This is a genomic window from Methylopila turkensis (assembly GCF_027922325.1).
Classification (GTDB): Bacteria; Pseudomonadota; Alphaproteobacteria; order Rhizobiales; family Methylopilaceae; genus Methylopila; species Methylopila turkensis.
The window spans coordinates 931,769-953,615 of record NZ_BSFL01000001.1 but is presented as its reverse complement, the minus strand read 5'-3'; the positions used below and the strand labels follow the sequence as shown (position 1 = coordinate 953,615).

Below are 21,847 nucleotides of genomic sequence, written 5' to 3'. Positions count from 1 at the left end.
TGCGCCTCAGTTGGCGGCGCACCGTCCTGCGACGATGAATCGAGTTCCCGCTTTGTGAATAATTTAGTACGCGCTATATATCCATAGCGCAGCGCGCAGCAAGGGATATTTTGTATTGACCGATAAAAAATCGGGCCGGCCAGGGCGGCCCCGGTTATTCGACTTGGAAAAGGCGCTCGACGTGGGGCAGCGGCTCTTTCACGAGCGGGGCTACGACGGCGTGTCCCTGTCGGACCTGACGTCTGCGATCGGCATCGCTGCGCCGAGCTTCTACGCCGCGTTCGGGAGCAAGGCGCAATTCTTCGAGATGATCCTGAACCGCTACAGCGGCGCTACGCCGTCAATCGACTCATTCATGGTCGAGAACGACGCTGTCGCGACGCCGATCGAAAAATATCTTGTCGCGCGCGCCGAGGCCTACAGCCGGGACGCCGCGACGAAGGGCTGCTTGGTGCTCAACGCCACCCGGAACTGCAGCGACGCCGGCGCCGCGGCCGCTGCCGGGCAGATCGCCGAGGGCGGCCGCCTGCGCGTGCGCGACCTCGTCGCCAGGTCGCGACCGGATCTGGCGGAGCCGGTAAGCGACCTGGTCGCGTCCGTCATGCAGGGATTGTCCGCACACGCGCGCCAAGGCTGGTCGACGGAACGTCTCGTCTCGGTCGCGCGGAGTGCGGCTCTCGCGGTTGACGCAATGACGCAGACGTCGGATCTCGCCGAGGTTTAGTCGACAGTCCGCAGCGAGCGTCCGATTCCGGTCAGGCGTTGGCGCCGCTGTCTACCGTCAGCGTCGTGCCGGTGACATATCGAGCCTTGTCGCTGGCCAGATAGGTGACGGCATGCCGGATCCCGGCGCCCTCGCCGAAGCGGCCGGTAGCGGTAAGCTGGCGCATCGGATCGCCAAGAGGCAGCCGCACGTATCGCCAAACGTCAGCCGTCGGGCAGTCGGCCGATGTCAGATTTTGGCGCTCTTCGGCTGATTGTGGTTTGCCGCTGAGAACCGATCGCGGTCTGGCTCAAGCCCGCATACCGCAATTGTACAAAAGCGCGTTTCGGAGAGGGCCCAACTAGTTGGTCAGACTGAACCGCAGCTCGCCCAGCCCCTCAAGCGACGAGACGATCTCGTCGCCGGCCTCCAGCCAGCGCCGCTCCTCGCGCGGGGCCTTCTCGCCGAAGATCACGCCCTGAGGCGTGCCGGTGAACATCACGTCCCCGGGCTTCAGCGTCATGATCCCCGAGGCGAAGCTGATCAGCTGGCGACAGTTGAAGATCATGTCGTTCGTCGACCAGTCCTGCCGGCTGCGGCCGTTCACCACCGTCTTGAGCTTGAGGTTGTTGGGGTCGGGGACCCGGTCGCGGGTGACGAGCCAGGGGCCGATCGGCGCGAAGCCGTCCGAGGTCTTGCCGATCATGAACTGCGAGGTCGCGGTCTGCAGGTCGCGGGCGGAGAAATCGTTGCCGGTCGCGTAGCCCGCCACGAAGTCGAGCGCGTTCTCCTCCGTCGCGTCGCGGCATTCCTTTCCGAACACGATCACGAGCTCGGTCTCGTAGTCGAACTGCCGCGCGACCCTGGTCGGCAGCGCGATCGTCCCGCCGTGGCGGTTCAGCGCGTTGTTGAACTTGTTGAACAGCGGCGGGGTCTTCGGCACCGGCGTGCCGGTCTCTTTGGCGTGCTCCCGGTAGTTGAAGCCCATGCAGATGATCTTTTCCGGCCGCGTCACCAACGGCGCGAAGGTCGCGGTCGCGAGATCGATGAGCACGGCCTTGCCCGGCTCGGCCTTCGCCGCCTCGATGACGGCGCGCAGCTCCGCGCCGCGGCCGTTCTGCAGCAGGTCGTCGACGTCAACTGGCGCGGCAAGGCCAAGCGACTGCGCCGTCGCGCCGACGTCGAGAACGCCGCGTTCGGTCTCGACGCCAAGAGCGTAGCCGCCATCCTTCCGCAGGTTCGCGATCCGCGCGCCGAGCGTCGCCACGTCTTCGAAACTGCCGCGGCTCGATGAGCGCGACGACCTCTCCTGCGCGCTGGCGACGCCCGTGACCGTCGCGGCCAGCGCCGCGCCGCCGAGCATGACGGTTCGGCGGGAAGCGTCGGGATGATCAAGCATGCCGGCGATTGCGGGCGGCTGGTGATCGGATCGAAAATCCTGCGGCTGTTGCGTCATGGCTGTTCTCCTTGGGGGCGGCGCGTTCCAGTTCTCTTTCGGTCGGACGTCGATCTGCCCCCCATCACTCGATCCACTTCGGCGCGAGGGGAAGCGAAGCCATCTGCGCGGCGTCGTGGTTGATCCAGAGCTTCGCGCCTTCGCGGCGCATCAGCGCCTCGACCTTATCCATCGAGGCCCTGCTCGCCGCCGGGTCGGAGTTGAACTTCGGCACGTACCGGTGATGAAGGCTCTCCGCGAAATGCGCCACGTCGCCGCTCAGGATGACGGGGCCGGATTTGGGCAGACGCACCAGCAGGCTGCAATGGCCGGGCGTGTGGCCGGGGGTTGCGATCAGCGTCACCGAGCCGTCGCCCAACACGTCGTGGTCGCCCTCGACCACCTCGGTCGGGTTCGAGCGCAGCGTGTCGTAGAGGTGCGGCAGGAAGCCGAAACTGTCGGGCTTGTCGCCGAACATCGCGTCCCGCTCGGCCTTCTGAACGATCCAACGCGCGTTTGGAAACAGCCGACAGTTGCCTGCATGATCGAAATGGGCGTGCGACAGGATGATCGTGCTGACATCCTGCGGGTCGATCCCGATCTCTTTCAGCTGCCCCGCGATGGTGCGCTTCGCAATTCCGCGGATATCGTGCGCGATGATCCGGCCCTCGGACAGCTGAGCGAGGCTGTCCTCCATGCCGGTGTCCCAAAGTGTCCAGCCGTCCGCATGCTTGATCAGATAGGCGTAGCAACTGAGGCCGATGGGCTCCCCGACATGGACGCCGGGCGAGTAGATCGAACGGTCGTCGACCCGCGCCTCGCCGGAATAGAGCACATAGATGCGCTCGACCGTCTTGGCTGTCGCCGGGCCTTTCTTGTCGGAAGCCGCGCGCGCCGGTCGCGTCACGGCCAAAGCGGCCCCGGCCGCGACGCCGGCCAGTCCCGCAAGGGCGTGTCGCCTGTTCATCGGATTCGCTCCTGTCGTCCCAGGTCGTCGGGACTCGTCCTCGTGGTTGCGCCGCAGAGCTCGTGAGGCTCCGCCATCGGCCTGCGGCGGTCAGATGATCTGGCCGCCCGAGACCTCGATCCGCTGCGCGTTGACCCAGCGGTTGGCGGGGGCGAGCAGGCTCGCGATCATCGGCCCGATGTCGTCCGGCACGCCGACGCGGCCAAGCGCCGTCATCTCGGCGAAGGCCTTGTTGAGGCTTTCGTCGTCACGCACCGCGCCGCCGCCGAAATCGGTCTCGATCGCGCCGGGCGCCACCGTGTTGACCGCGATCCCGCGCGAGCCGAGCTCCTTCGCCATGTAGAGGGTGAGCGTCTCGATCGCGCCCTTGACCGCGGCGTAGGCGCCGTAGCCCGGGTAGGACATGCGGGTCAGGCCAGACGACAGGTTCACGATCCGCCCGCCGTCGGCGATCAGCGGCAGCAGCGCCTGGGTCAGGAAGAACACGCCCTTGAAGTGCACGTCGACCAGCCGGTCGAACTGCGCCTCGGTCGCGTCCGCGATCAGCGCGTAATCGCCATGGCCGGCGTTATTCACGAGATGGTCGAAGGTCTCGCGGCCCCAGGTCTGGCGGAGCGCCGCTTTCAGCGTGTCGGCGAAGGGCCTGAACGCCGCGACCGAGCCGCTGTCGAGCCGGAAGGCGAGCGCCTTGCGGCCCATCGCCTCGATCTCGGCCACGACCTTGTCGGCCTCGTCGGAGCGGCTGTGATAGGTGATGACGACATCGCCGCCGCCGCGGGCGATGCTGAGCGCGGTGTTGCGCCCGAGACCGCGGCTGGCGCCGGTGACGAGGGAGATGGTGGTCATCTTCGGAAGCTCCGTTTTGAGGACAGGCCGAACATGGTCGGCCGGGTCCCTCGCTTGTTTCCCGATGCTCGACGGTTTTTGCCTATTCCTCCGAAACGACGTGCATCGCGCCCATTAGCGGTCTAGCTTTCGGCTATGACCGCCCTGCTTGACGCCGTCCGCGCGCATATCGTCTCGCTTGGGACCGGCGACGGCGTGTTCGACACGCCCGTCGCGGGCTTGACGCTGGTGCGCGCCACCACGCCCAGCGAACTCGTCCACCAGATCCCACGCCCGCTGGTGGCGCTTGTGCTTCAGGGGTCGAAGCATGTGGCGATGGGCATGAAGGCCTTCGATTTCTCCGCCGGCGACTCCCTGCTCATCACCGCCGACGTTCCGACGCTAAGCCAGATCACCCGCGCAAGCGCAGCCGTGCCGTACGTCTCATTGGTGCTGGAGCTCGATCCTTCGGTCATCGCCGACCTGACGGCGCAGATGCCGGAAGAGGAGGCCGGCGATCACTCTCCGGTGCGCGCGCACCCGACGGACGCGGAATTGGCGGACGCGGCGCTCCGCCTGATGCGGCTGTTCGAGCGCCCCTCGTCCGTGCCGGTGCTAGGGTCCCAGCTCGTGCGGGAGATGCACTATTGGCTGCTCGCCGGCCGCCACGGCGCCGCGATCCGCCAGCTCGGCTGGCCGGAGGGCCATGTGCGGCGCGTAGCACGGGCGGTCGCGCTGTTACGCGCTGAGTTCGCGCGGCCGCTTCGCGTCGAGCGTCTCGCAGAGACCGCGGGCATGAGCCCGTCCTCTTTCCACGAGCATTTCCGCAACGTGACGTCGCTGTCGCCGCTGCAGTTCCAAAAGCGGCTGCGCTTGATCGAAGCGCGGCGGCTGATGCTCTCGGAGGAAGCGAGCGCCAGCAGCGCCGCCTATGCGGTCGGCTATGAGAGCGTGTCGCAGTTCACGCGCGAATACGGCCGGCTGTTCGGCGTCTCTCCCGTCCGCAGCGCACGCGCCGCGAAGGCGCAGGTTCAGGCGGTCTCCTGAGCGAGGTCGGACGCACGCCTTCGGCTGTACGAGCGTCTGCTTGGGCCGCGACCGATGTTGGCGCGTCGCCGAACGTTTGAGGGTGTATGATTGGGTTGAGGGGCTGCCTCTAGGAGGAGGCAATGCGCCAGCCCGACTTGTTCCGACTACCGCAAAAAGCCATGGAACGCCGGCCGTCTGATCGGCCCTAAAGCGCCGTTGACGCCGAAGCACATCTGGGCGATCCGCCAGCAGTTGAAAACCAACGCTCAGGTCCGTGACCTTGCGATGTTCAACTGCGCTCTCGATGCGAAGCTTCGTGGATGCGATCTGGTCAAGCTCCGGATCAGCGACGTTGCCATAGGCGGATCGATCCGCGTGCGGTCAACGGTCATACAGCAGAAGACCGGCCGACCGGTTCCGTTCGAGATCACCGAGTCCGCCAGAGACGCGCTCGCGGCATGGCTTCGACTAAGAGGTTGCCGGCCGGACGACTGGCTTTTCCCGAGCAGGAGCGCGCCGGGGCCAGCATATCGGAACTCGTCAGTATGCCCGGCTGGTCGATAAGTGGGTCCGTATGATCGACCTCGAGCCGACGGCCTACGGCGCGCACAGCCTCCGGCGCACGAAGGTGTCTCTGATCTACAAGAAGACCGGCAACCTGAGAGCCTGCCAACTGCTCTTGGGTCACGGAAAGCTCGAGAGCACAGTTCGCAACCTAGGTATTGAGGTCGACGACGCCCTGGCCCTCTCCGAGCAACTGGAGCTTTGACCTTGAGCGATCGGCAGCCCGGAAGGGAAGGAGCGCCGAAAGGGCGATGAGGCGATGTCTGCTTCCAGCGGTTGATGACGCCATTATTGCCGTCAGGGTCAGCGGCAGGGAGCTGCCGCTGACTCATTGCGGAATTTGAAGACGTCCGCTGCCGGGAGGTCAACCTTCGCCCCGTCGCGGAATTGCTCGCGAGCCGGTGCCAACTTCAGCTTTACCGGCGCTCCGTCACGCCGATCGACCTGATCGCTTCGGCCACTGGCCGGCCCTGCGCGGTCAGCACTTCGACCTAGCGTAGCCTCGCGACGAGCTCTTTAGGTGCCTGCCTCTTCCTCGGCGTCAGACAATTCTCCGAATGGCCAAAGCCATATGTGGAACGGTTTTGCGGACAAGAGCGCTCTACGACGTTGACCTGACCGGGAACGGTGAGGTCAACCGCCACGCCTACGGGCGCAAAACCTAGCGTATAGCGTAAGCCATGGCGCAGTTTACGCCGCCTCCCGGCCGATTTTCGAGTCAGGGTTGGCGAGCGCTTCTTTGAAGGCGGAAGCCGTCATCGGTTTTCCGAAGAAGTAACCCTGGCCCTCTTGGCAGTAGGATCGCATCAGCTCGGCTTGCGTTGGCGTCTCGATGCCTTCGGCAATGACCTCCAGCTCAAAGCCGCGCGCGAGATTTGAGATCGCGTCGACGATCACGAGGTTCCTGTCTCCGCCGTCGGGGCTGCTGACGAAGGATCGGTCGATCTTCAGGCGAGTTACCGGAAAGTCCTTCAGCATCGTCAGGGATGCGAAGCCCGTTCCAAAATCGTCGAAGGCAATCCCGACACCAACAGCCCTGAGCTCTCGGAGTGCCGAATGAATGCGAAACTCGTTCCGCAGGATCGTGTTCTCAGTGATCTCCAGCTCGAGCCCACAGGCGGGAAGCTTCGCTTCCGAGAGCGCCCTGTCGACGACGGACGGCAGGTCCTCGGACCTGAATTGGGCTGCGAACAGGTTCACTCCGATGCGGAAGTCCGGAAAACCGATTGCCCGCCACGCGGCTGCCTGGCGGCATGCGGTCCAAAGGATCCATTCAGAGACAGGGACGGCTAGCAGACTGTTTTCGAGCGTCGACAAGAAAGCAGCCGGCGTGAGCACGCCGCGCTCGGGATGGTTCCAGCGAATGAGCGCTTCCCCTCCCACAACAGCTCCATCCGTGAGGCGGATCTGCGGCTGATAATAAAGTTCTAATTCACCTTTCTCCCAGGCTTGTCGAATACCGGAACTCACCGAGACGCGTGTCTGCGCCACCGGACGCAGTTCCTGCGTGAAGAGACGTACGCGGCCTTTGCCGTCGGCCTTTGCTTTGTAAAGCGCGAGATCGGCTTGCTCCAAAAGCAAATCGGCGTCCCAACCCTCTCCTGAGACGAGAGACACGCCCGCGCTGGCGCCGATATAGATCGACTGCTCTCCGAGCTCCATTGGGCGCTCAATCGCCTTGATCAGCCGATCGGCCAAGCCGACGGCCGATAACGGATCTGCTGTGTCCTCCAGAACGATGACAAACTCATCGCCGCCCAGGCGACATGCAAGACCAACGTCGCCAAGCACCTCGCGCAACCGGTCCGCCACTGTCTTCAGAACCTCGTCGCCCGCGGCGTGACCAAGGCTGTCGTTGACGTCCTTGAAACCGTCGAGATCTAAAAGGATCAGAGACGCTGGGCGACCGCTGCCGCCGGAGGCTGCGAGCCGATCTCTCAGCAGCGTGCGATTGGCGAGGTCGGTGAGAGCGTCGTACTCTGCGCCACGCTTCAGCCTCGCCTCCGTCTTAAGACGTTCCGTTATATCGCGGGCAATCGCGCCAAAGCGATGCTCGCCGCCCTCGGTCCAATGGGAGAGCGACAACTCGATCGGGAACTCGGTTCCGTCACGCCGAAGGGCGGGGACGGTCACCAAAGAGCCAACCAGTTTGGTCGGTAGCCCGGCTGCTGCGCGTTGCAAGCCGGCATCGTGCATAGGACGGTAATGTGGGGGGATGATGATGCCCAGGCCTTGCCCGATCGCCTCGTCGGCCGCGTATCCGAACATGCCTTCCGCGGCGTTGTTCCAAGACAAAATCTGACCGTCGCCGTTCGCAAAGACGATCGCGTCCGCCGACGATCCGGCCACGGCATCGAAGCGCCGGCGCCCGTCAGCCTCGGCTGTCGAAAGGCGGCGGATCTGGAGCTTGTCCATGACGAGGTCGGCAAGGTCGGCGAGCGACTGCCGCTCGGCTTCGGAAAGTCCACCCGGCCGCGGCAAGACATCCACGATGCATAGCGCGCCGATGACGAAACCGTCCGGCGTAACGAGGGGGGCGCCGGCATAGAAGCGGATCTTCGGCTCATCGGTGACGAACGGCGATTGACGGAACCGCTCATCCAGCGCTGCGTCAGGCACCACCATGACGGCCCGGCCAAGGATCGCGTAGGTGCAAAAGGAGCCTTCCCGAGGCAGTTCACACGCCTCGATGCCGAGACGCGCCTTTAAGAATTGGCGGTGTTCGGCGACTAAGGAGACCATCGCCATCGGAACGCCGAAGATCCGCTGAGCGTGCCGCACGATTGTGTCGAGCCCGGGCTCGGGAGGCGTGTTTAGGACGTTGTACTGGTCAAGAGCAAGAAGGCGCTGGGCCTCGTTGTCGGGTACCGGATAGGAAGGGCGTTTCGCCATCATTGTTGTCTTTTAAGACCCTTTGACTCGCACGCTGAGGTCTGCGTGCTTCGCCTTCTGATTTTTCTCTGGGTCGCGCTACTCCATGTCTGACGCAAAACTGTTACCGAAGTGCTCCGAAATGCGCCGCCAAACCCACCGCCCTATGGCGGCGCAGAGATGCTTCGCTTCCAGCATGCCGCCGAACGCCTCGGGGTAATTTGTTCAGTGGTCTGTTAGATCCAAAAGCCGGCGACCCAGTTCATCGTCGGGCGTGTCTATCGAGCGGCCCGGAGCGTCCACTTGACGGAAGCCGGGGCGGATGGACCCGGTAGCGAGGCCGGCAGATAAGTAGCGCCAACGTCCGATTTGAGCTTACGAACCAAGGTCCGGTTGTGGCGCTATTCGGCTGATGGCGCTTCGTGGCTGCTGATCGTCGGCCACGGATGACCCGAGGCGGCCCTTCTTGAGGTCTGCCTTCCCAGTTCCACCGATTGTTTCGCGTCGCGTCGGTCTAATGACCGGCGGCGCGCGACGGCGTGTGATCAAGAGCGCTTGTAGCGCATCAAATGAGACGCGTCGCACAGGTTCGAGCCGGCGGCGGCCGCCACCGCGAAGGCGCTGGCGCCGATCGCGACATGGGCGCTGGGCCCGCCGACGAAACACATCATCATCGGCATAGCGAGGATCGAGCCGCCGCCGCCGAACAGGCCGAGCGTCACGCCGACCGCCGAGCCGGACACGCCCCAGAGCAGATCCTGCATCGGTTCGCGCGCAAGCGTGGCCATCACATGCCGTCCAGCGGCACCTTGAGGAAGCGGCGCCCGCCGCTCCCCGGCGGGGGCAATGCGCCGGCCTTCATGTTGATCTGGAGCGACGGGATGATGAGCCGCGGCATGGCGAGGCTCGCGTCGCGCGATGTGCGCAGCGCCACGAACTCGTCTTCCGAGACGCCGTCGCGCACATGGATGTTGTTGGCGCGCTGTTCCGCGACCGTCGTCTCGTTGCGGATTTCGCGGCCGTTCGGCCCGTAGTCGTGGCACATGAAAAGCCGCGTCGCGGAGGGTAGGGCCAGCACGCGCTTGATCGAGCGGTAGAGCGCCCGCGCGTCGCCGCCCGGGAAGTCGGCGCGCGCCGTGCCGCCGTCCGGCATGAACAGCGTGTCGCCCACGAAGGCGGCGTCGCCGACGAGGTAGGTCATGCAGGCCGGCGTATGGCCTGGCGTTGCGACGGCCTGCGCTTCCAGCGAGCCGATCGCGAAAACGTCGCCGTCCTGGAACAGCCGGTCGAACTGCGACCCGTCGCGCCGGAACTCCGCGCCTTCGTCGAAGAACTTGCCGAAAGTCGCCTGGACGTCGCGGATCGCCGACCCGATCGCCATCGTTCCGCCGAGCGCGCGCTGGAGATAGGGCGCAGCCGAAAGGTGGTCGGCGTGGACATGGGTCTCGAGCAGCCACTCGACCTCAAGTCCGCTCGCCCGCACATGGTCCACGATCCGGTCCGCCCCCGCATAGGCGATGCGCCCGGCCGCGTAGTCGAAGTCGATCACGCTGTCGACGATGGCGCAGGCCGGGCCGCGCGGGTCCTTCACCACGTAGGAGAAGGTGTTGGTGGCCGCGTCGAAGAAGGAGGTGACGTGAGGATTCATGCCGCGAGCCTCGCAACGCGCGCGCCGCCCGCCCATTGCTCCATGACAAGCGCGTCTGCGTCGTCCTGCAGCACGCGCCATTCGCCGGCCGTCGACGGCGCGCCCTCGATCACCACCGGGGTCGACCGCGTCTTCAGGCGGATCACCGGGGCGCGGTGGGCATATCCGCTATGGTCGCGCTTGAGGATGGCGTTCGCGATCGCCTCAGCCTGTCCGCGGATCGGCTCGACGAAGCGGCAGGGCGCGCCCCCGATCGTCACGCAGTCGCCGAGAGCGTAGACGTGTTCGGCGCTCGTGCGCATCGTCTTCGGATCGACCACGATCCCACGGTCGAACGCGAGGCCGCCGCTGCGCGCGAGGCGGGGTTCGGTCGCGAGCCCGGTCGCGGCGACGATCTGGTCGGCTTCGACCGTCTCGCCGGACGCGAGAGTCAGTCGCAGGCGCTCGTCGATCCGTTCGACCTTGCCGACCGCCCGCCCGCCAAGGAAGCGGACGCCGATCTTCGAAAAGCCCGCCGCGAGCCGCTCCGCAGCCGGGCGCGGCAGCATCGCCAGGAGCGGCAGTTCCTCGATGCCGATCAGCGTTACGTCATGGCCGGCGCCCGCAAGATCCTCGGCGAGTTCGCAGCCGACCATGCCCGCGCCCACGATTGCGACGCGCTGCGGCCCGCACGAAAGCGCGGCGTGGAGGCCCGACCAGGCCGCGAGATCGTTGACGCGCCAGCAGAGGTGGGCGGGCAGGCAGGCGGGCGCCGCGGAGCGCGCGCCCTGAGCCAGCACGAGGTCGGAAAAGCGCACGGTCCCGCGCGTGGTGCGGAGCGTCCCGCTCGCTGGCGACAGTCCGACAGCGACGGTTTCCTTCATCAGCCGCACGCCGAGACGCGCTGCGGCTTGCGCGCCGGTCTCGCGGCGAAGGCTGCTCGGCGTCGCGCCGCGCGTCAGCGCGACCGAAAGTTCGGGCTTGTAATAGACGTCGCCCGAGCAGGCCGTGACCACCGTTATGGGCGTCGCCGGATCGAGCGCGCGGATGGCTTCGGCTGCGCCCCAGCCGGCGGTCCCGGCGCCCACGATGACGACGCCGCTTGTGCGCGAGACCGGCGTCGCGGCCTGCGGCGCGCTCACGGCGGCGCGCGGGACGAGAGGGTCGAAATCCGCCTTGGTGACGTTGCAGATCGGGCATTCCCAGTCGTCGGGAATGTCGTCGAAGCGCGTGCCGGGCGCGATGCCGCTATCGACGTCGCCTTCCGCCTCGTCGTAGATCAGCCCGCAGACGCGGCAGATGTAGCGCCGCCAAGGGCCGAGCCCGTCGGTCGGCTCGATCACGGCGGGGATGGCGGTCCCGGCGTTCACGTCAGCGCCCCCGCCGGCTGCGCGACCTTGGAGAGCCGCGTCATCTCGCTGCGCAGATGCTTTATGGCGGGCGTGACGATCGCCACGAAATGCGCCTCGCGGACGCGCCGCTGCGGCGCTGCCGACATCAGGTAGCCGCGCGCGCCCTGATGCAAGAGCGCCGATTGGGTCGAGCGCAGCGACAGTTCCGACGCTTGGGCGCGCGCGTCGAGCACGTCGATCAGGTAATCCGTGGAGGTCTCGAACGGCGTCTCTGCGAGCTTCGCCACGCGGCCCGCGAGCTCGTCAAGCTCGCCCGCGATCTCGTCAGGCCGGTTGTCGAGGTACTGGTTCACATGTCCCAGAACGCTCTCGACCTCGAGCATCGAGTCGATCGCGCCCTCGGTGACTCCGAGCCCCATCCCAAGCTGTAGGAGTATGAAGGCCGCACGGATCTTCGCGATAAAAGGCTTCGCCGGATCGGCGATGAGGTCGGCGTCGTCAATGCGCACGTCGGCGAGCCGCAGGCCCCAGGTGCTCGTGCCCTCCATGCCGGAGAAGACCGGGCACTGGCGCAGCTCCACCGGCTCGTCGCAGCGGAGCACGAACATGATCTCGTGGGAGGGCGCGCCGGAGGCGTCGACCACCTGCGCGATCGCCCCGCAATACTGGCCGCGCCCGATATGGCTGACCCAGGGCAGCGTGCCGGTGACGCGGTAGCCGCCGGGCACGCGCCCGGCCTTCAGCGCCATCGGCTCGATGCCCGCGAACGACTTCATCGGGTTGGAAAGCGCCGTGCCCCCGAAGGTTTCGCCCGCGGCATGGGGCGGCAGCATGCGGTCGGCGAGCCCGCAATTCTCCGAGTGGTCGAGATAGAGGCCGAAGACGCCGTGGCACCACATCAGGAAGCCGGTGGAGCCGCATTGCCTCGCGCCGGCTCGCATGGCGTCGATTGCGAGACCGAAGTTCCCGCCGGCGGATTTCAGATGCGCCGACAGAGCGCCCACACGCGCGAAGTCGCGCATGATCTCGAGCGGATAGTGGCCCTCGTCGATCGCATGCGCCTTTGCGCGCAGCGCGCCGTCCGAGATGGCGCGGGTGCGGGCGAGCACCGTTTCGCCGACCGGGTCCGGTGACGTGTCGAATGCATGCTGATCGAGAGCGAGCGCGCCGGCCATCGGCTAAGTCTCCAACCGGGAGTGGTCGGGGGCCGCTCGACGCGGCCCCTTGGTCCTTCAGTCCGCGAGCGCGATCTTGAAGGGGATCGGATTGCGCATGGTGTTGGCGACCGGCGAGAAATAGTTCGCCTGTCGCACAATCTCATCGAACTCCTCGCGAGTTGCGTCGCCCTCGATGTCGACGCTCACGCGGATCTCCTGAAAGCCCATCTGCGACGGCTCGCGCTCGGCGCCGCCGGCGCCCCAGGCGGCCGGGTTGCCGATGTCGCCCTCAAGCCTGATCTCGAGCTTCGACAGGCGGACCTGCTTCCATGTCGCGACGGCCGTGATGCCGACCGCAAGGCAGCCGCCGAGCGCCGAGAGCACGATCTCGCCAGGCGCCGGCGCGGTGTTCTCGCCGAAGAGGTGCAGCGGCTCGTCGACGACGACGGGGGCGTGGTCGCCCACATAGCTGAGGGTCCGGTACTGGCCGTCCACCACGGTCTTCACGACGTTGGTGCCGCGGCTGTTCGGGTTGTTGCGGCCCTTCTCGGCGAAGGCCATCAGGCCGTCGCGGTCGATCGGGCGCAGATAGGTCTCGGCGGTCTTGATTTGGGCGGAGGCGGTCATGGGCTGTCCTCGGTGTTCCGCGGGCGGCGGTATGTCCCGCCATCCTTCACGAAACGTCAACGCAACGCCTGTGCCAACCCGCACCGGCAGAGGCTGAGGAAGCCAAACCGGCTGAAAATTGAGCGAACCTATTCTGCGCTCCGATGAGCGGCGTAGGTCGCGCGCCGCCTCCGTCCGTCGACAAAATGTCGACAATGCCGGAATTGTCGGTTCAGCTTCTGGCCGGCTCGAGCCCGAGCTTCTTGAGGCGGTAGAAAAACTGCCGCTCGGTGAGGCCAAGCTGCTGCGCGGCCCGCGCCTTGTTGCCTCCTGAAAGCTCGAGCGCGCGGCGAAGGTCGTCGGAGGTGTGGGACTTCACGGGCAGATAAGGCCGCACCGGCATGGCGGCGGGTGCGAAGTGCGCCTCCGGCGGCCGCTGCCTCGGGGCGGCGATGTCGAAGGCGCGGTCGGCGAGGAGCGAGGCCACTTCGACGCGTCCCAGCACCGGGGCGCTGGCAAGCAGCACGAGGCGCTCGATGAAGTTCGACAACTGCCGCACGTTCCCTGGCCAGGGCTGTTCGCTGAGGTAATGCATCGCGTCCGCCGTCAGCGCGACCTCGCGGCGGTTGGAAGCGTTGGCGCGGTTGAGAAAATGGCGGGCGAGCTGTGGAATGTCGGCAGCCCGCTGGCTGAGCGAGGGCAGTTGGATCGGGATGACGTTGAGCCGGTAGAAAAGGTCCTCGCGAAAATCGCCGCGCTCGACCGCGAGCGAAAGATCGCGGTTCGTCGCCGCGACCAGACGCATGTCGACCCGGATCTCCCGCTTGCCACCGAGCCGCATCACCACGCCCTCCTGCAGCGTGCGCAGGAGTTTGGTCTGCAGCAGCAACGGCATTTCGCCGATCTCGTCGAGAAAGATCGTGCCGCCGCTCGCCTGCTCGAACCAGCCGGCCCGCGCTTCCGTCGCGCCCGTGAAGGCGCCGCGCTCATGGCCGAAAAGCTCGGATTCAAATAGGCTCTCAGGGATCGCCGCGCAGTTGACCTTCATGAAGGGCTTGGACTTCCGCGGCCCCGCGGCGTGCAGCGCATGGGCGAACAGCTCCTTGCCCGTCCCGGATTCGCCGAGCAGCAGGACGCTCGCAGTCGCGTCCGCAACCTGTTCGATCTGGGCGATGGCGCGCAGCAGCGCCGGGGCCTCGCCGACGATGCCGTATCGCGCGGCCTGGTCCGATGGCTTGGCGAGCGGCTCGCGCGCCTCGATGGCGCGCATGCGCCGGTCGAGCCGGTCGTTCAGGGTCAGGAGCTGGCCGAGCAGCGTCGCGACGATCTTGAGGATCCGGACGTCGTCCTGCAGCGGCCGGTCACGGTGGCGGATGCGGTGGCAGGCGAGCGCGCCGACCGTGCGATCCTCGACGCGGATCGGGCAGGCGAGAAAAGAGACGACGCCCTCGGGCAGACGCGAGCGCTCCACCGCGCGGCCGAGGAACGTCGGCTCCTTGTCTATGTCCTGCACGATGACGAGGTGTCCGGCCTGGATGACGCTGCCGGTCACGCCCTCGCCGAGCTGGTAGCGGCCGCGCGCGGCCTCGGCGGTCGTAAGACCGTACGAATAGGCGATGCGGTAGACGTCCTCATCTTGCGATTTCAGCACGATGCGGCCCCGGTTGAGGCCGAGCATCTCGGACATCAGGTGCAGCGCGCCGCGGGCCACCTGGTCGAAATAAAGCCCCTTCCCGATGAGGTTCGTGACCTCCTGGATCAGGAACATCTCCTGGGTGCGCCAGAAGCCGCTGGTCTCGCGGTGGACGTCCCGTGTTTCGTTCGTCATGTCGCCAATCGTCGCCTTTTCGGGACTCATAGCGCGAAACGGCGCGCGCCGAAGAGGGCGCGGGCCGGGCTCGGCGGGACGTGATGCGCGCAGGCGGTCAGCTTCGCTTGATCGCGAAGGAAGCGAGATATTCGTCCGGCTTCGACGGATCGAACGGCTTGCCCATGACGCTGAAGGTCTTGGCGGTTGACGACGGGGCCGCGATGCCGGCCTCCTTCATGGCCTTCTCGGCGTCGGTCGCGAGATAGACGTCCCTCGCGATCGCCTGGAAGTCGACGTCGCCCTTAATCTGGCCCCAGCGCTTCATCTGGGTCAGCGTCCAGATGGCGTAGCTTTCATAGGGGAACGGGTCGAAGGCGATGCGCGCGGGGTCTTTCTTCACGCCGCCAAGTCCGTCCGCATAGGTGCCGGTCAGCACCTGCTCGACGACCGTCACCGGCTGGTTGAGATAGTTCGCGGGCGCGATGGCGACCGCGATCTCCTTCCGATTCTCCGGCCTCTGGGCATAGGAGGTCGCCTGCATGATGGCGCGCAGGAGCGCTGCGGCGGTGTTCGGCGTGTCCGCCATCATCTTACGCGACAGCGAGAAGCTGCAGCAGGGGTGGCCGTCCCAGATCTCCTTCGACAGCAGATGGATAAAGCCGACGCCGTCATAGACCGCACGCTGCACGATGTTGTCGGGAGCCAGGAAGCCATCGATGTTGTCAGCGCGCAGGTTCGCGACCATCTCGGGCGGCGGCACGAGCCTCAGCTGAACGTCCGTGTCCGGATCGATGCCGTGCTCGGCGAGGTAATAGCGCAGCAGGTAATTGTGGTTCGAGAAGTCGTAGGGGATGGCGAACTTGAAGCCCTTCCAATTCTTCGGATCGCGATTGTCCTTGTGCTTGTTGGCGAGGCAGATGGCCTGGCCGTTGACGTTCTCGATCGCGGGCGTGACGAAGGGCGTCTTGGTCGCGCCAAGGCCCATCGAGATTTGGAGCGGCATCGGCGCAAGCATCTGGGCGGCGTCATATTCGCCGTTGATGGTCTTGTCGCGGATGATCGCCCAACCGGCGGTCTTCACCACCTCGACATTGAGCTTCTGCTTCTCGTAGAAGCCCATAGGCGCGCCCATGATGATGGGAGTCGCGCAGGTGATCGGAATGAAGCCGACCTTGAGGTTCGCTTTTTCGGGCGCCCCCGCCTCGCCAAGAGCTTGAGCGGCGGCCTTCACCGGGAAGACGTGGTTGAGCGCGGCTGCGGCCGTGGTCGCGCCGATCGCCTGAAGGAACAGGCGCCGCTCGATCGTCTTGGGGAAGATCGCCTTCAACAGCGCCTGTTCGGTCGCGTGTTCGACGGCCGCGACCGAGAGCGCCTCGTCATGAGCGGCCTGACTTGAATGCGCGCCGCAGGGACAGCGTGTCAGCTTCCAATTTGATCCAGACCCGCTCATTGCGCTCTCCATCGATGACCTGGATCGATGAGCAATGCCTGTGCCATGCGACTGCGTGAAGAATCCCACCTGATCACCAGAGCCGCCTGGCGTGACAGCGCCAGCAATGCCGACCTAATGCCGACAATTTACCGGCACTCGGCGTTCCGAGGCCTGCCCGTAGCCGCCGATCAGCCGAACCGCCGACGCAGTCGATCGTTGTCGCGCCTTAGAGTTTGACCCGGCGCTAACCTGGCCCGCCCTCAAACCTCGCATCCGTTTTGCGGCGCGCTATGGACGACCGCGCCGCCAGTTCGCCGGGGGTCTCCTACGTATTGCCTGCGTCCGGGTCATCGGCGCCGTGACAAGCCGGCTCGATAACTCGACCCTGCCGAGATCGTGCAATAAGAAGACGCTGCGCGTTGCTCTGGCTCAGGCGTCCAAGGCGCGAGCGGCCATCGTGGCCTTGGCCCACCAGACGAGTTCGTCCAGCGCGATCTTCGCGGAGCCAAGAAGATTCTGCTCGATCCTTTCGATCGGCTGATTGCCGACAGCAGGGAAGATCGTGAAGAAGTCGGCCCCACCGATGTGGACGGCCGCGTGCGTCGAGACCATGTGCAACTCGACTGCGATCTGACGGAGGTGCTCTAAGGCTCGGGCAGCGCCCATCCCCCCGTAGCCGATCGCGGTGAACGGCTTGTGGCTCCACTCCTTGTACGCTTGGTCGAGCGCGTTCTTGAGGACAGCCGACAAGGAATGATTGTACTCGGCGACGACGAAGATGAAGCCGTCGAAGCGCGCCAACTCATGCTGCCAGCGCGTCGCCTCAGCGCTCTGGCTCGGTGCGAACGCGCTTGAGGCGACCTCGTCGAACATCGGCAGATTAAAGTCGCGGAGGTCGAGAAGCTCGACGTCAATGTCGGAGCGGGACTGCGCTTGTCTCAGCATCCACTGGGCCGGAACGTCGGCGAAACGGGCTCCGCGGGTCGTCCCAATGATCAGAGCGATCTTAGGCCTAGCGTGATCTGTCGTGGACATGGCTTTGATCTCCTCGATGCCTCGCGCGGGTCAGGCGTCGAATGGCTTGCCGAGGGGAAAATGACCGGACGGCTGATAGCCTACTAGCCATCCGAGGCGGGCTTCGGCGTCCCCGCATCCGGAACACTTGGGCGGTTAGCGGCTGACAACCGTCGGTGATTCAGGCACACTCTCGGTGTGCGCTGCCCGGCAGTTAGACGGGGGTCGGTTTGGAAATTGAAGACCTTCGCGTGTTTGTCGAGATCGCCGATGCGGGCGGGGTCAACTCCGCCGCTCGTCGGCTCGGTCTGGCGAAATCGATCGTCAGCCGTCGCTTGTTGCGGCTCGAAGACGAACTCGGCGCTCAGCTTGTCGCCCGCACGACCCGAGGCGTCGTTCTGACAGAGGCCGGCGCCCATTTCCGGGATGAAGCGGCGAAGGTCTGCGCGGTCATCGATAATGCACGCGAAGACATGTCGCCCGCCGGGGCGCTCAGGGGCCTACTTCGCGTCGCAGCGCCAGCCTCGTTCGGTCGCCAGTTGGCGCCGGTCCTCGCCGAACTCGCTCAACGGCACAAGGATCTGCACGTCCACATTCGCTTCAATGATCGCTATGTCGACCTTGCCGCCGAGGGCTTCGATTGCGCCATTCGCGTCGGATACCTGTCCGACTCAAATCTGGTGGCGCGCAAAGTCGGTGAGCTCCCTGTTCGCCTCTATGCAAGTCCCACCTACCTGTCGGAGCACGGCGAACTGCAAACGCCATCCGACGTTCTGCAGCACTCTTGCATCACGCCTGGCGCGGACGTCTGGAACTTCAGACGCGGTGTTGAAACGATTCCGTTGCGCCCGCATGGTCGGTTCAAAGCAGACAACGCCTTTGTTATCGCGGAGGCTGCGGCAAGAGGTGTCGGCATTGCCGTATTGGGAGAAATTATCGCTGCGCCCTACGTCGCCGAAGGCACGCTGACACCGGTGCTGCAAAGCTATGACCTGCCCGCGGTCGGCATCTACATCGTACGGCCGCAGGGGCAGCATCTGCCACGAAAGGTGCGGGTGCTGATCGACCTGCTGGCCGAGGCGTTCGCAACGCCTTCAGCTGCAAACGCGCGCTGACCCGGTACGGTCCCCAGAGGCGAGGCCTGATAGGGCGGCAGGCTATTCATGCGCACGCGGGTCGAAGACGTTGATCTCGTTGCGCTGGGGCCAAGCCGCGGATGGTGGTCTACAAGGACCCGTCCTGCGGCTGCTGCGAGGCGTCGGTCGACCATGTCCCGCATTGAACAACGATGTCCGCAATGCGGCGAGTCGCAAGCGACAGCTTCTGGCGCCAAGCGGCGGTGGCCGCTGGCCGTAGGTGACCCTCAGCGGTCTTTGGGAACGTCCGCTTGATGCAAGTCACTTTGATCACGGTCGGACGTCGACAGGGCCCTCTTGTCCCTCCACATCGAAGTCGGTCACGAGAAGCTCGAGACGGACGGTCTGTAGCCCCCGGGGCCGGGAACTGGACGCCTTCGACGCGTCATGTGGCGTCGCCGGGCGCGCCTCGCGCCGGATCCCATCGACCCCGGCCGCGGGGTTTCACAGGACGTCGGTTACCCGCGCCAGACTGACGAAGGCCCATGACAGCGACGGGCTCGATGAATCGAGGCGGGCGGATCTTGGCGCCTCGGCACGATCCCGACGTCGCCGGCCGACAAGCCGCCCCAACGCGCGATCCGCGCCTCATACTCCTGCATCCGATTGGCGGCCTTCGCGCCCTCGTCGAAAGCGCCGGCCTCGAACTTCTGCACGCACAAGCGGATCAGATTGCGCGACAGGTCATGCCGCTTCGCAAGCCTGTGCAGCGTGGCCCCGGAGATGAACTCCTGCGCGACCTGGCGCTTGAACGCGATGCTGTGGGATCGATGGCGTGTCATGGGCTCTCATCCTCTGAAAGCCTGGCGCACGGTCCAGAAGCTCAATCCGTCCACCCCGAAGGACCCACTCCAATAGAGGGTCAAAGTTCAGCGCCGATTGACAGCAAACCCACACAAAACTGAACGCCAAAAGTGCAGTTATGTCAGTTAGAGAACAAATTTAAAGCACCTAGGTTCCCGCCATCGGCTGACGTGGGTCCTTCCGAAGTTTCCAGACCCATGAGGGCGGCCGCTTAGGTCCCCCTGGCTTTGGAACCCGACGGAAGCTTGGCCGGACTAACAGAGAGATTTTCCTGGGCGCTCGCGGAACGCGGCGGTCCGCTCCGATGCTCGCAAACGAGGACTTCGATGATGATCTCGATGCTGGTGATCTATGCGGGCGATGAGCAAACACCGTTCGACCGGGACCATTGGATCAACGTGCACTTCCCGCTCGTGCAGAAAAGCTGGGGACCCTATGGGCTGGTCAGCGTCGGCGGGTTCTTTCCGCAAGGTGATGGCACCGGGCTGATCGCGGTTGGCGTCGGAAACTTCCGCGATGAGGCCGCCATGGAAGCGGCGCTCAATTCGCCGGAGACCGCCCATGTCATGGCCGACGTCGACATCGTCACCGCCGTCAAACCGCAACGCAGCGCCTGGCTGATCGGGGCCACGACGCTGGGCGCGCCGCCTGGCCATCTGTGGCTCGTCGTCCTCCTCTTCCTGACTGGGTTCGGCCATGGGCTTGCGACGCCCGGCCTGATGCACATGGTCACCGGCCGCGTCTCGCCCGCCTTTTCAGGCATGATTGCAGGAGTGATCGACTCCACCCTTCAGGCAAGCGCGGCGCTCAGCGTCGCAGTGATCGGCGGCGTCTTCTATGCGCTCAGCGGGGTCCGCGACGACGCCGGCCAGTTCGCTCACGCCTTCGTTGTGGCCCTCCTCGTCATCGCCGCCAGCCAACTCATCGGCGCGTGTCTCGGCCGGACTATCGCCCGACGGCCTGCGTCCGACCCCGCGCGCTGTTCTCACCTGAACGACGTCAACATCTGACTGGAAGGCGATCATGATCGCAGCTTTGAAGGGGTTCACCCAGCAATTGACGCCGGCGAACGGCGTCAAGATCAACGCCGTCACGGGAGGCTCCGGCCCGCCGATCCTCCTGCTCCACGGCTGGCCAGAAACGTGGTGGGAATGGCATGACGTGATGCCGCTGCTCGCTGAGCATTTGAGCGTGGTGGCCATCGATCTGCGCGGCGCGGGTTTCTCAGACTGTCCGCTCGACGGCTACGACAAGGCGACGATGGCGCGCGACGCGCACGAAGTCATGGTCGCCCTTGGGCATGAACGCTACGCTGTCTGCGGACATGATATCGGCGGCATGGTGGCGCTGCCGCAGGCCGCCCTCTATCGGGAAGCCGTCACGCATCTCGCCGTCCTCGACGTCCCGCTCCCCGGCTGGTCCAAATGGGAGGCGACGACCGCCGGCCTCTGGCACTTCAGCTTCCACATGAATCGGGATCTGCCTGAGCGCCTGATCCAGGGTCGTGAATATGACTATGTATCGACCTTCATGGCCGAGCGGTTCTACGATCACAGCGCCTTCAATCCGGCGAACATAGAGATCTACGCCAAGGCGATGGCTCTTCCGGGCCGCACCCGCGGCGGGATGGAATGGTATCGCACGCTCAAAGCCGATCATGCGGCCGCGCTCGAGTACAAGAAGCAGCCGCTTGAGATGCCAGTGCTTGGCCTGGGCGGGGACCAGCGGTTCGGCGTGCATATGGTGCCGATGCTCAAAGAGTTCGCCGCCAATGTGACGGGCGGCTCGATCGCACGGTGCAGCCACTATGTCGCGGACGAGCGGCCGGACGAGGTCGCGGCCGCTCTCATCGATCTTCTCAAAGACAATTGAAGCTCTGCGCCCGGGCCGTGGTGGCTCCGGCCGGGATCGCGACGTCGCGGGCAAACTGCGCCGCAGAGGGTCGCAATGGATCGACTAACCGAGAAAGGAATATGTCATGACGGCACCCGTCATTCGCGGCGTCAATCACATCGGCATCACGGTCCCTGACATCGAAGCGGCGAAAGCGTTCCTTGTGGAAGCTTTCGGCGGCCAGGTGATCTACCAGTCCTTCGGACCGCAGGATCCGCCGCGGCAGGGACCTGAGTTCGAGCGCGCCGTCGGGGCCTTTCCCGGAACGGTCGTGCGCGCCCAGGCGATGGTGAAAATCGGAACCGGAGCCGACATCGAGCTCTTCGAAATGCACGGCCCCCAGCAAGCCGAGCCGGTCCGGGCGAGCGACTTCGGCATCACGCACTTCGCGCTCTACACCGACGACATCGAGGCGTCGGTCGAGCGCTTCGAGAAGGCGGGAGGCACGCCCTTCACCGCGCCGCGCGCCATTCCCTACGCGACCGAAAAAGGGGCTGGAAACAGGGTCTGCTACGGCCGCATGCCCTGGGGCACGACGATGGAGTTCATCACCACGCCTGACCGCATGGCCTATCACGACCAGACGGATCTGCGCAGGTGGCAGGACGAAGACTGAGGCGGG

Annotated in this window: 20 protein-coding genes and 1 pseudogene; 7 read left to right on the top strand and 14 right to left on the bottom strand. The window is 65.6% G+C overall.

All coding sequences use genetic code 11. The annotated features are described in order from the left end of the window. Nucleotides 1–115: 115 nt before the first annotated feature. Entirely contained in the window at nucleotides 116–724 is a 609-nt protein-coding gene (locus PKE78_RS04485; protein ID WP_271199634.1) for a TetR/AcrR family transcriptional regulator, read from the top strand. A 31-nt stretch (nucleotides 725–755) separates the two neighbouring features. Here PKE78_RS04485 and PKE78_RS04480 read toward each other — a convergent pair whose 3' ends face one another. The 4 genes from PKE78_RS04480 to PKE78_RS04465 all read right to left on the bottom strand — a co-directional run bounded on the left by PKE78_RS04480 (nucleotide 756) and on the right by PKE78_RS04465 (nucleotide 3,951). After that, on the bottom strand, nucleotides 756–890 hold the full coding sequence (locus tag PKE78_RS04480) for an SDR family oxidoreductase (protein ID WP_271199633.1): 135 nt from the start codon (nucleotides 888–890) through the stop codon (nucleotides 756–758). A 174-nt stretch (nucleotides 891–1,064) separates the two neighbouring features. Then, nucleotides 1,065–2,159: a fumarylacetoacetate hydrolase family protein gene (locus PKE78_RS04475; protein ID WP_271199632.1), complete on the bottom strand. Its 1,095-nt coding sequence runs from the start codon at nucleotides 2,157–2,159 to the stop codon at nucleotides 1,065–1,067. A gap of 64 nt (nucleotides 2,160–2,223) precedes the next feature. After that, nucleotides 2,224–3,105: an N-acyl homoserine lactonase family protein gene (locus tag PKE78_RS04470; protein WP_271199631.1), complete on the bottom strand. Its 882-nt coding sequence runs from the start codon at nucleotides 3,103–3,105 to the stop codon at nucleotides 2,224–2,226. A 90-nt stretch (nucleotides 3,106–3,195) separates the two neighbouring features. Next, complete coding sequence (locus PKE78_RS04465; protein ID WP_271199630.1) at nucleotides 3,196–3,951, bottom strand: SDR family oxidoreductase; 756 nt, start codon at nucleotides 3,949–3,951, stop codon at nucleotides 3,196–3,198. A 135-nt stretch (nucleotides 3,952–4,086) separates the two neighbouring features. Between PKE78_RS04465 and PKE78_RS04460 the strand changes: the two genes are divergently transcribed. Next, complete coding sequence (locus PKE78_RS04460; RefSeq protein WP_271199629.1) at nucleotides 4,087–4,977, top strand: AraC family transcriptional regulator; 891 nt, start codon at nucleotides 4,087–4,089, stop codon at nucleotides 4,975–4,977. A gap of 122 nt (nucleotides 4,978–5,099) precedes the next feature. Then, nucleotides 5,100–5,728, top strand: a pseudogene (locus tag PKE78_RS04455) (tyrosine-type recombinase/integrase). A gap of 485 nt (nucleotides 5,729–6,213) precedes the next feature. Here the strand turns inward: PKE78_RS04455 and PKE78_RS04450 are convergent. The 9 genes from PKE78_RS04450 to PKE78_RS04410 all read right to left on the bottom strand — a co-directional run bounded on the left by PKE78_RS04450 (nucleotide 6,214) and on the right by PKE78_RS04410 (nucleotide 17,413). Further along, nucleotides 6,214–8,415: a putative bifunctional diguanylate cyclase/phosphodiesterase gene (locus PKE78_RS04450; protein ID WP_271199628.1), complete on the bottom strand. Its 2,202-nt coding sequence runs from the start codon at nucleotides 8,413–8,415 to the stop codon at nucleotides 6,214–6,216. Nucleotides 8,416–8,939: 524 nt separating this feature from the next. Next, a complete protein-coding gene (locus PKE78_RS04445; RefSeq protein ID WP_309299090.1) occupies nucleotides 8,940–9,182 on the bottom strand; it encodes a hypothetical protein in 243 nt (80 codons plus the stop codon). Beyond that, on the bottom strand, nucleotides 9,182–10,042 hold the full coding sequence (locus tag PKE78_RS04440) for an MBL fold metallo-hydrolase (protein WP_271199627.1): 861 nt from the start codon (nucleotides 10,040–10,042) through the stop codon (nucleotides 9,182–9,184). The genes PKE78_RS04445 and PKE78_RS04440 overlap by 1 nt, the downstream gene beginning before the upstream one ends. After that, nucleotides 10,039–11,391, bottom strand: coding sequence for an FAD-dependent oxidoreductase (locus tag PKE78_RS04435; protein ID WP_271199626.1), 1,353 nt, complete (start codon nucleotides 11,389–11,391; stop codon nucleotides 10,039–10,041). Before PKE78_RS04435 ends, PKE78_RS04440 begins: the two co-directional genes overlap by 4 nt. After that, nucleotides 11,388–12,548 carry an acyl-CoA dehydrogenase family protein gene (locus PKE78_RS04430; protein WP_271199625.1) on the bottom strand — a complete coding sequence of 387 codons (1,161 nt, stop codon included), beginning with the start codon at nucleotides 12,546–12,548 and terminating at the stop codon, nucleotides 11,388–11,390. The genes PKE78_RS04435 and PKE78_RS04430 overlap by 4 nt, the downstream gene beginning before the upstream one ends. Before the next feature lie 57 nt (nucleotides 12,549–12,605). Beyond that, nucleotides 12,606–13,157: an OsmC family protein gene (locus tag PKE78_RS04425; RefSeq protein ID WP_271199624.1), complete on the bottom strand. Its 552-nt coding sequence runs from the start codon at nucleotides 13,155–13,157 to the stop codon at nucleotides 12,606–12,608. A 211-nt stretch (nucleotides 13,158–13,368) separates the two neighbouring features. Further along, nucleotides 13,369–14,964 (bottom strand): sigma-54-dependent Fis family transcriptional regulator, encoded by a 1,596-nt coding sequence (locus PKE78_RS04420; protein WP_271199623.1) that lies wholly within the window; start codon nucleotides 14,962–14,964, stop codon nucleotides 13,369–13,371. Between the two features lie 97 nt (nucleotides 14,965–15,061). Next, nucleotides 15,062–16,396, bottom strand: coding sequence for a CmpA/NrtA family ABC transporter substrate-binding protein (locus PKE78_RS04415; RefSeq protein ID WP_271199622.1), 1,335 nt, complete (start codon nucleotides 16,394–16,396; stop codon nucleotides 15,062–15,064). A gap of 411 nt (nucleotides 16,397–16,807) precedes the next feature. Next, on the bottom strand, nucleotides 16,808–17,413 hold the full coding sequence (locus PKE78_RS04410) for an NADPH-dependent FMN reductase (protein WP_271199621.1): 606 nt from the start codon (nucleotides 17,411–17,413) through the stop codon (nucleotides 16,808–16,810). Nucleotides 17,414–17,622: 209 nt separating this feature from the next. On the opposite strand from PKE78_RS04410, the gene PKE78_RS04405 reads away from it, so the two are divergent. Further along, complete coding sequence (locus tag PKE78_RS04405; RefSeq protein WP_271199620.1) at nucleotides 17,623–18,507, top strand: LysR family transcriptional regulator; 885 nt, start codon at nucleotides 17,623–17,625, stop codon at nucleotides 18,505–18,507. Nucleotides 18,508–18,986: 479 nt separating this feature from the next. Here the strand turns inward: PKE78_RS04405 and PKE78_RS04400 are convergent, their stop codons facing one another. Further along, a complete protein-coding gene (locus PKE78_RS04400; protein ID WP_271199619.1) occupies nucleotides 18,987–19,310 on the bottom strand; it encodes a hypothetical protein in 324 nt (107 codons plus the stop codon). Between the two features lie 348 nt (nucleotides 19,311–19,658). Here PKE78_RS04400 and PKE78_RS04395 point away from each other — a divergent pair, with 348 nt between their 5' ends. The 3 genes from PKE78_RS04395 (at nucleotide 19,659) to PKE78_RS04385 (ending at nucleotide 21,841) form a co-directional block, all read left to right on the top strand. Beyond that, on the top strand, nucleotides 19,659–20,342 hold the full coding sequence (locus PKE78_RS04395; RefSeq protein WP_271199618.1) for an EthD family reductase: 684 nt from the start codon (nucleotides 19,659–19,661) through the stop codon (nucleotides 20,340–20,342). Nucleotides 20,343–20,355: 13 nt separating this feature from the next. Beyond that, nucleotides 20,356–21,204 carry an alpha/beta fold hydrolase gene (locus tag PKE78_RS04390; RefSeq protein ID WP_271199617.1) on the top strand — a complete coding sequence of 283 codons (849 nt, stop codon included), beginning with the start codon at nucleotides 20,356–20,358 and terminating at the stop codon, nucleotides 21,202–21,204. A gap of 106 nt (nucleotides 21,205–21,310) precedes the next feature. Continuing rightward, nucleotides 21,311–21,841, top strand: coding sequence for a VOC family protein (locus PKE78_RS04385; RefSeq protein ID WP_271199616.1), 531 nt, complete (start codon nucleotides 21,311–21,313; stop codon nucleotides 21,839–21,841). Nucleotides 21,842–21,847 lie beyond the last annotated feature (6 nt).

Excerpts from the sequence above, each read along its gene's own strand:
- PKE78_RS04385 (WP_271199616.1), top strand. The coding sequence starts at position 21,311 with ATGACGGCACCCGTCATTCGCGGCGTCAATCACATCGGCATCACGGTC.
- PKE78_RS04465 (WP_271199630.1), bottom strand. The coding sequence starts at position 3,951 with ATGACCACCATCTCCCTCGTCACCGGCGCCAGCCGCGGTCTCGGGCGC.
- PKE78_RS04445 (WP_309299090.1), bottom strand. The coding sequence starts at position 9,182 with ATGGCCACGCTTGCGCGCGAACCGATGCAGGATCTGCTCTGGGGCGTG.
- PKE78_RS04420 (WP_271199623.1), bottom strand. The coding sequence starts at position 14,964 with ATGACGAACGAAACACGGGACGTCCACCGCGAGACCAGCGGCTTCTGG.
- PKE78_RS04390 (WP_271199617.1), top strand. The coding sequence starts at position 20,356 with ATGATCGCAGCTTTGAAGGGGTTCACCCAGCAATTGACGCCGGCGAAC.
- PKE78_RS04430 (WP_271199625.1), bottom strand. The coding sequence starts at position 12,548 with ATGGCCGGCGCGCTCGCTCTCGATCAGCATGCATTCGACACGTCACCG.
- PKE78_RS04460 (WP_271199629.1), top strand. The coding sequence starts at position 4,087 with ATGACCGCCCTGCTTGACGCCGTCCGCGCGCATATCGTCTCGCTTGGG.
- PKE78_RS04475 (WP_271199632.1), bottom strand. The coding sequence starts at position 2,159 with ATGACGCAACAGCCGCAGGATTTTCGATCCGATCACCAGCCGCCCGCA.
- PKE78_RS04425 (WP_271199624.1), bottom strand. The coding sequence starts at position 13,157 with ATGACCGCCTCCGCCCAAATCAAGACCGCCGAGACCTATCTGCGCCCG.
- PKE78_RS04450 (WP_271199628.1), bottom strand. The coding sequence starts at position 8,415 with ATGGCGAAACGCCCTTCCTATCCGGTACCCGACAACGAGGCCCAGCGC.
- PKE78_RS04470 (WP_271199631.1), bottom strand. The coding sequence starts at position 3,105 with ATGAACAGGCGACACGCCCTTGCGGGACTGGCCGGCGTCGCGGCCGGG.
- PKE78_RS04480 (WP_271199633.1), bottom strand. The coding sequence starts at position 890 with ATGCGCCAGCTTACCGCTACCGGCCGCTTCGGCGAGGGCGCCGGGATC.
- PKE78_RS04440 (WP_271199627.1), bottom strand. The coding sequence starts at position 10,042 with ATGAATCCTCACGTCACCTCCTTCTTCGACGCGGCCACCAACACCTTC.
- PKE78_RS04400 (WP_271199619.1), bottom strand. The coding sequence starts at position 19,310 with ATGACACGCCATCGATCCCACAGCATCGCGTTCAAGCGCCAGGTCGCG.
- PKE78_RS04415 (WP_271199622.1), bottom strand. The coding sequence starts at position 16,396 with ATGAGCGGGTCTGGATCAAATTGGAAGCTGACACGCTGTCCCTGCGGC.
- PKE78_RS04410 (WP_271199621.1), bottom strand. The coding sequence starts at position 17,413 with ATGTCCACGACAGATCACGCTAGGCCTAAGATCGCTCTGATCATTGGG.
- PKE78_RS04395 (WP_271199618.1), top strand. The coding sequence starts at position 19,659 with ATGATGATCTCGATGCTGGTGATCTATGCGGGCGATGAGCAAACACCG.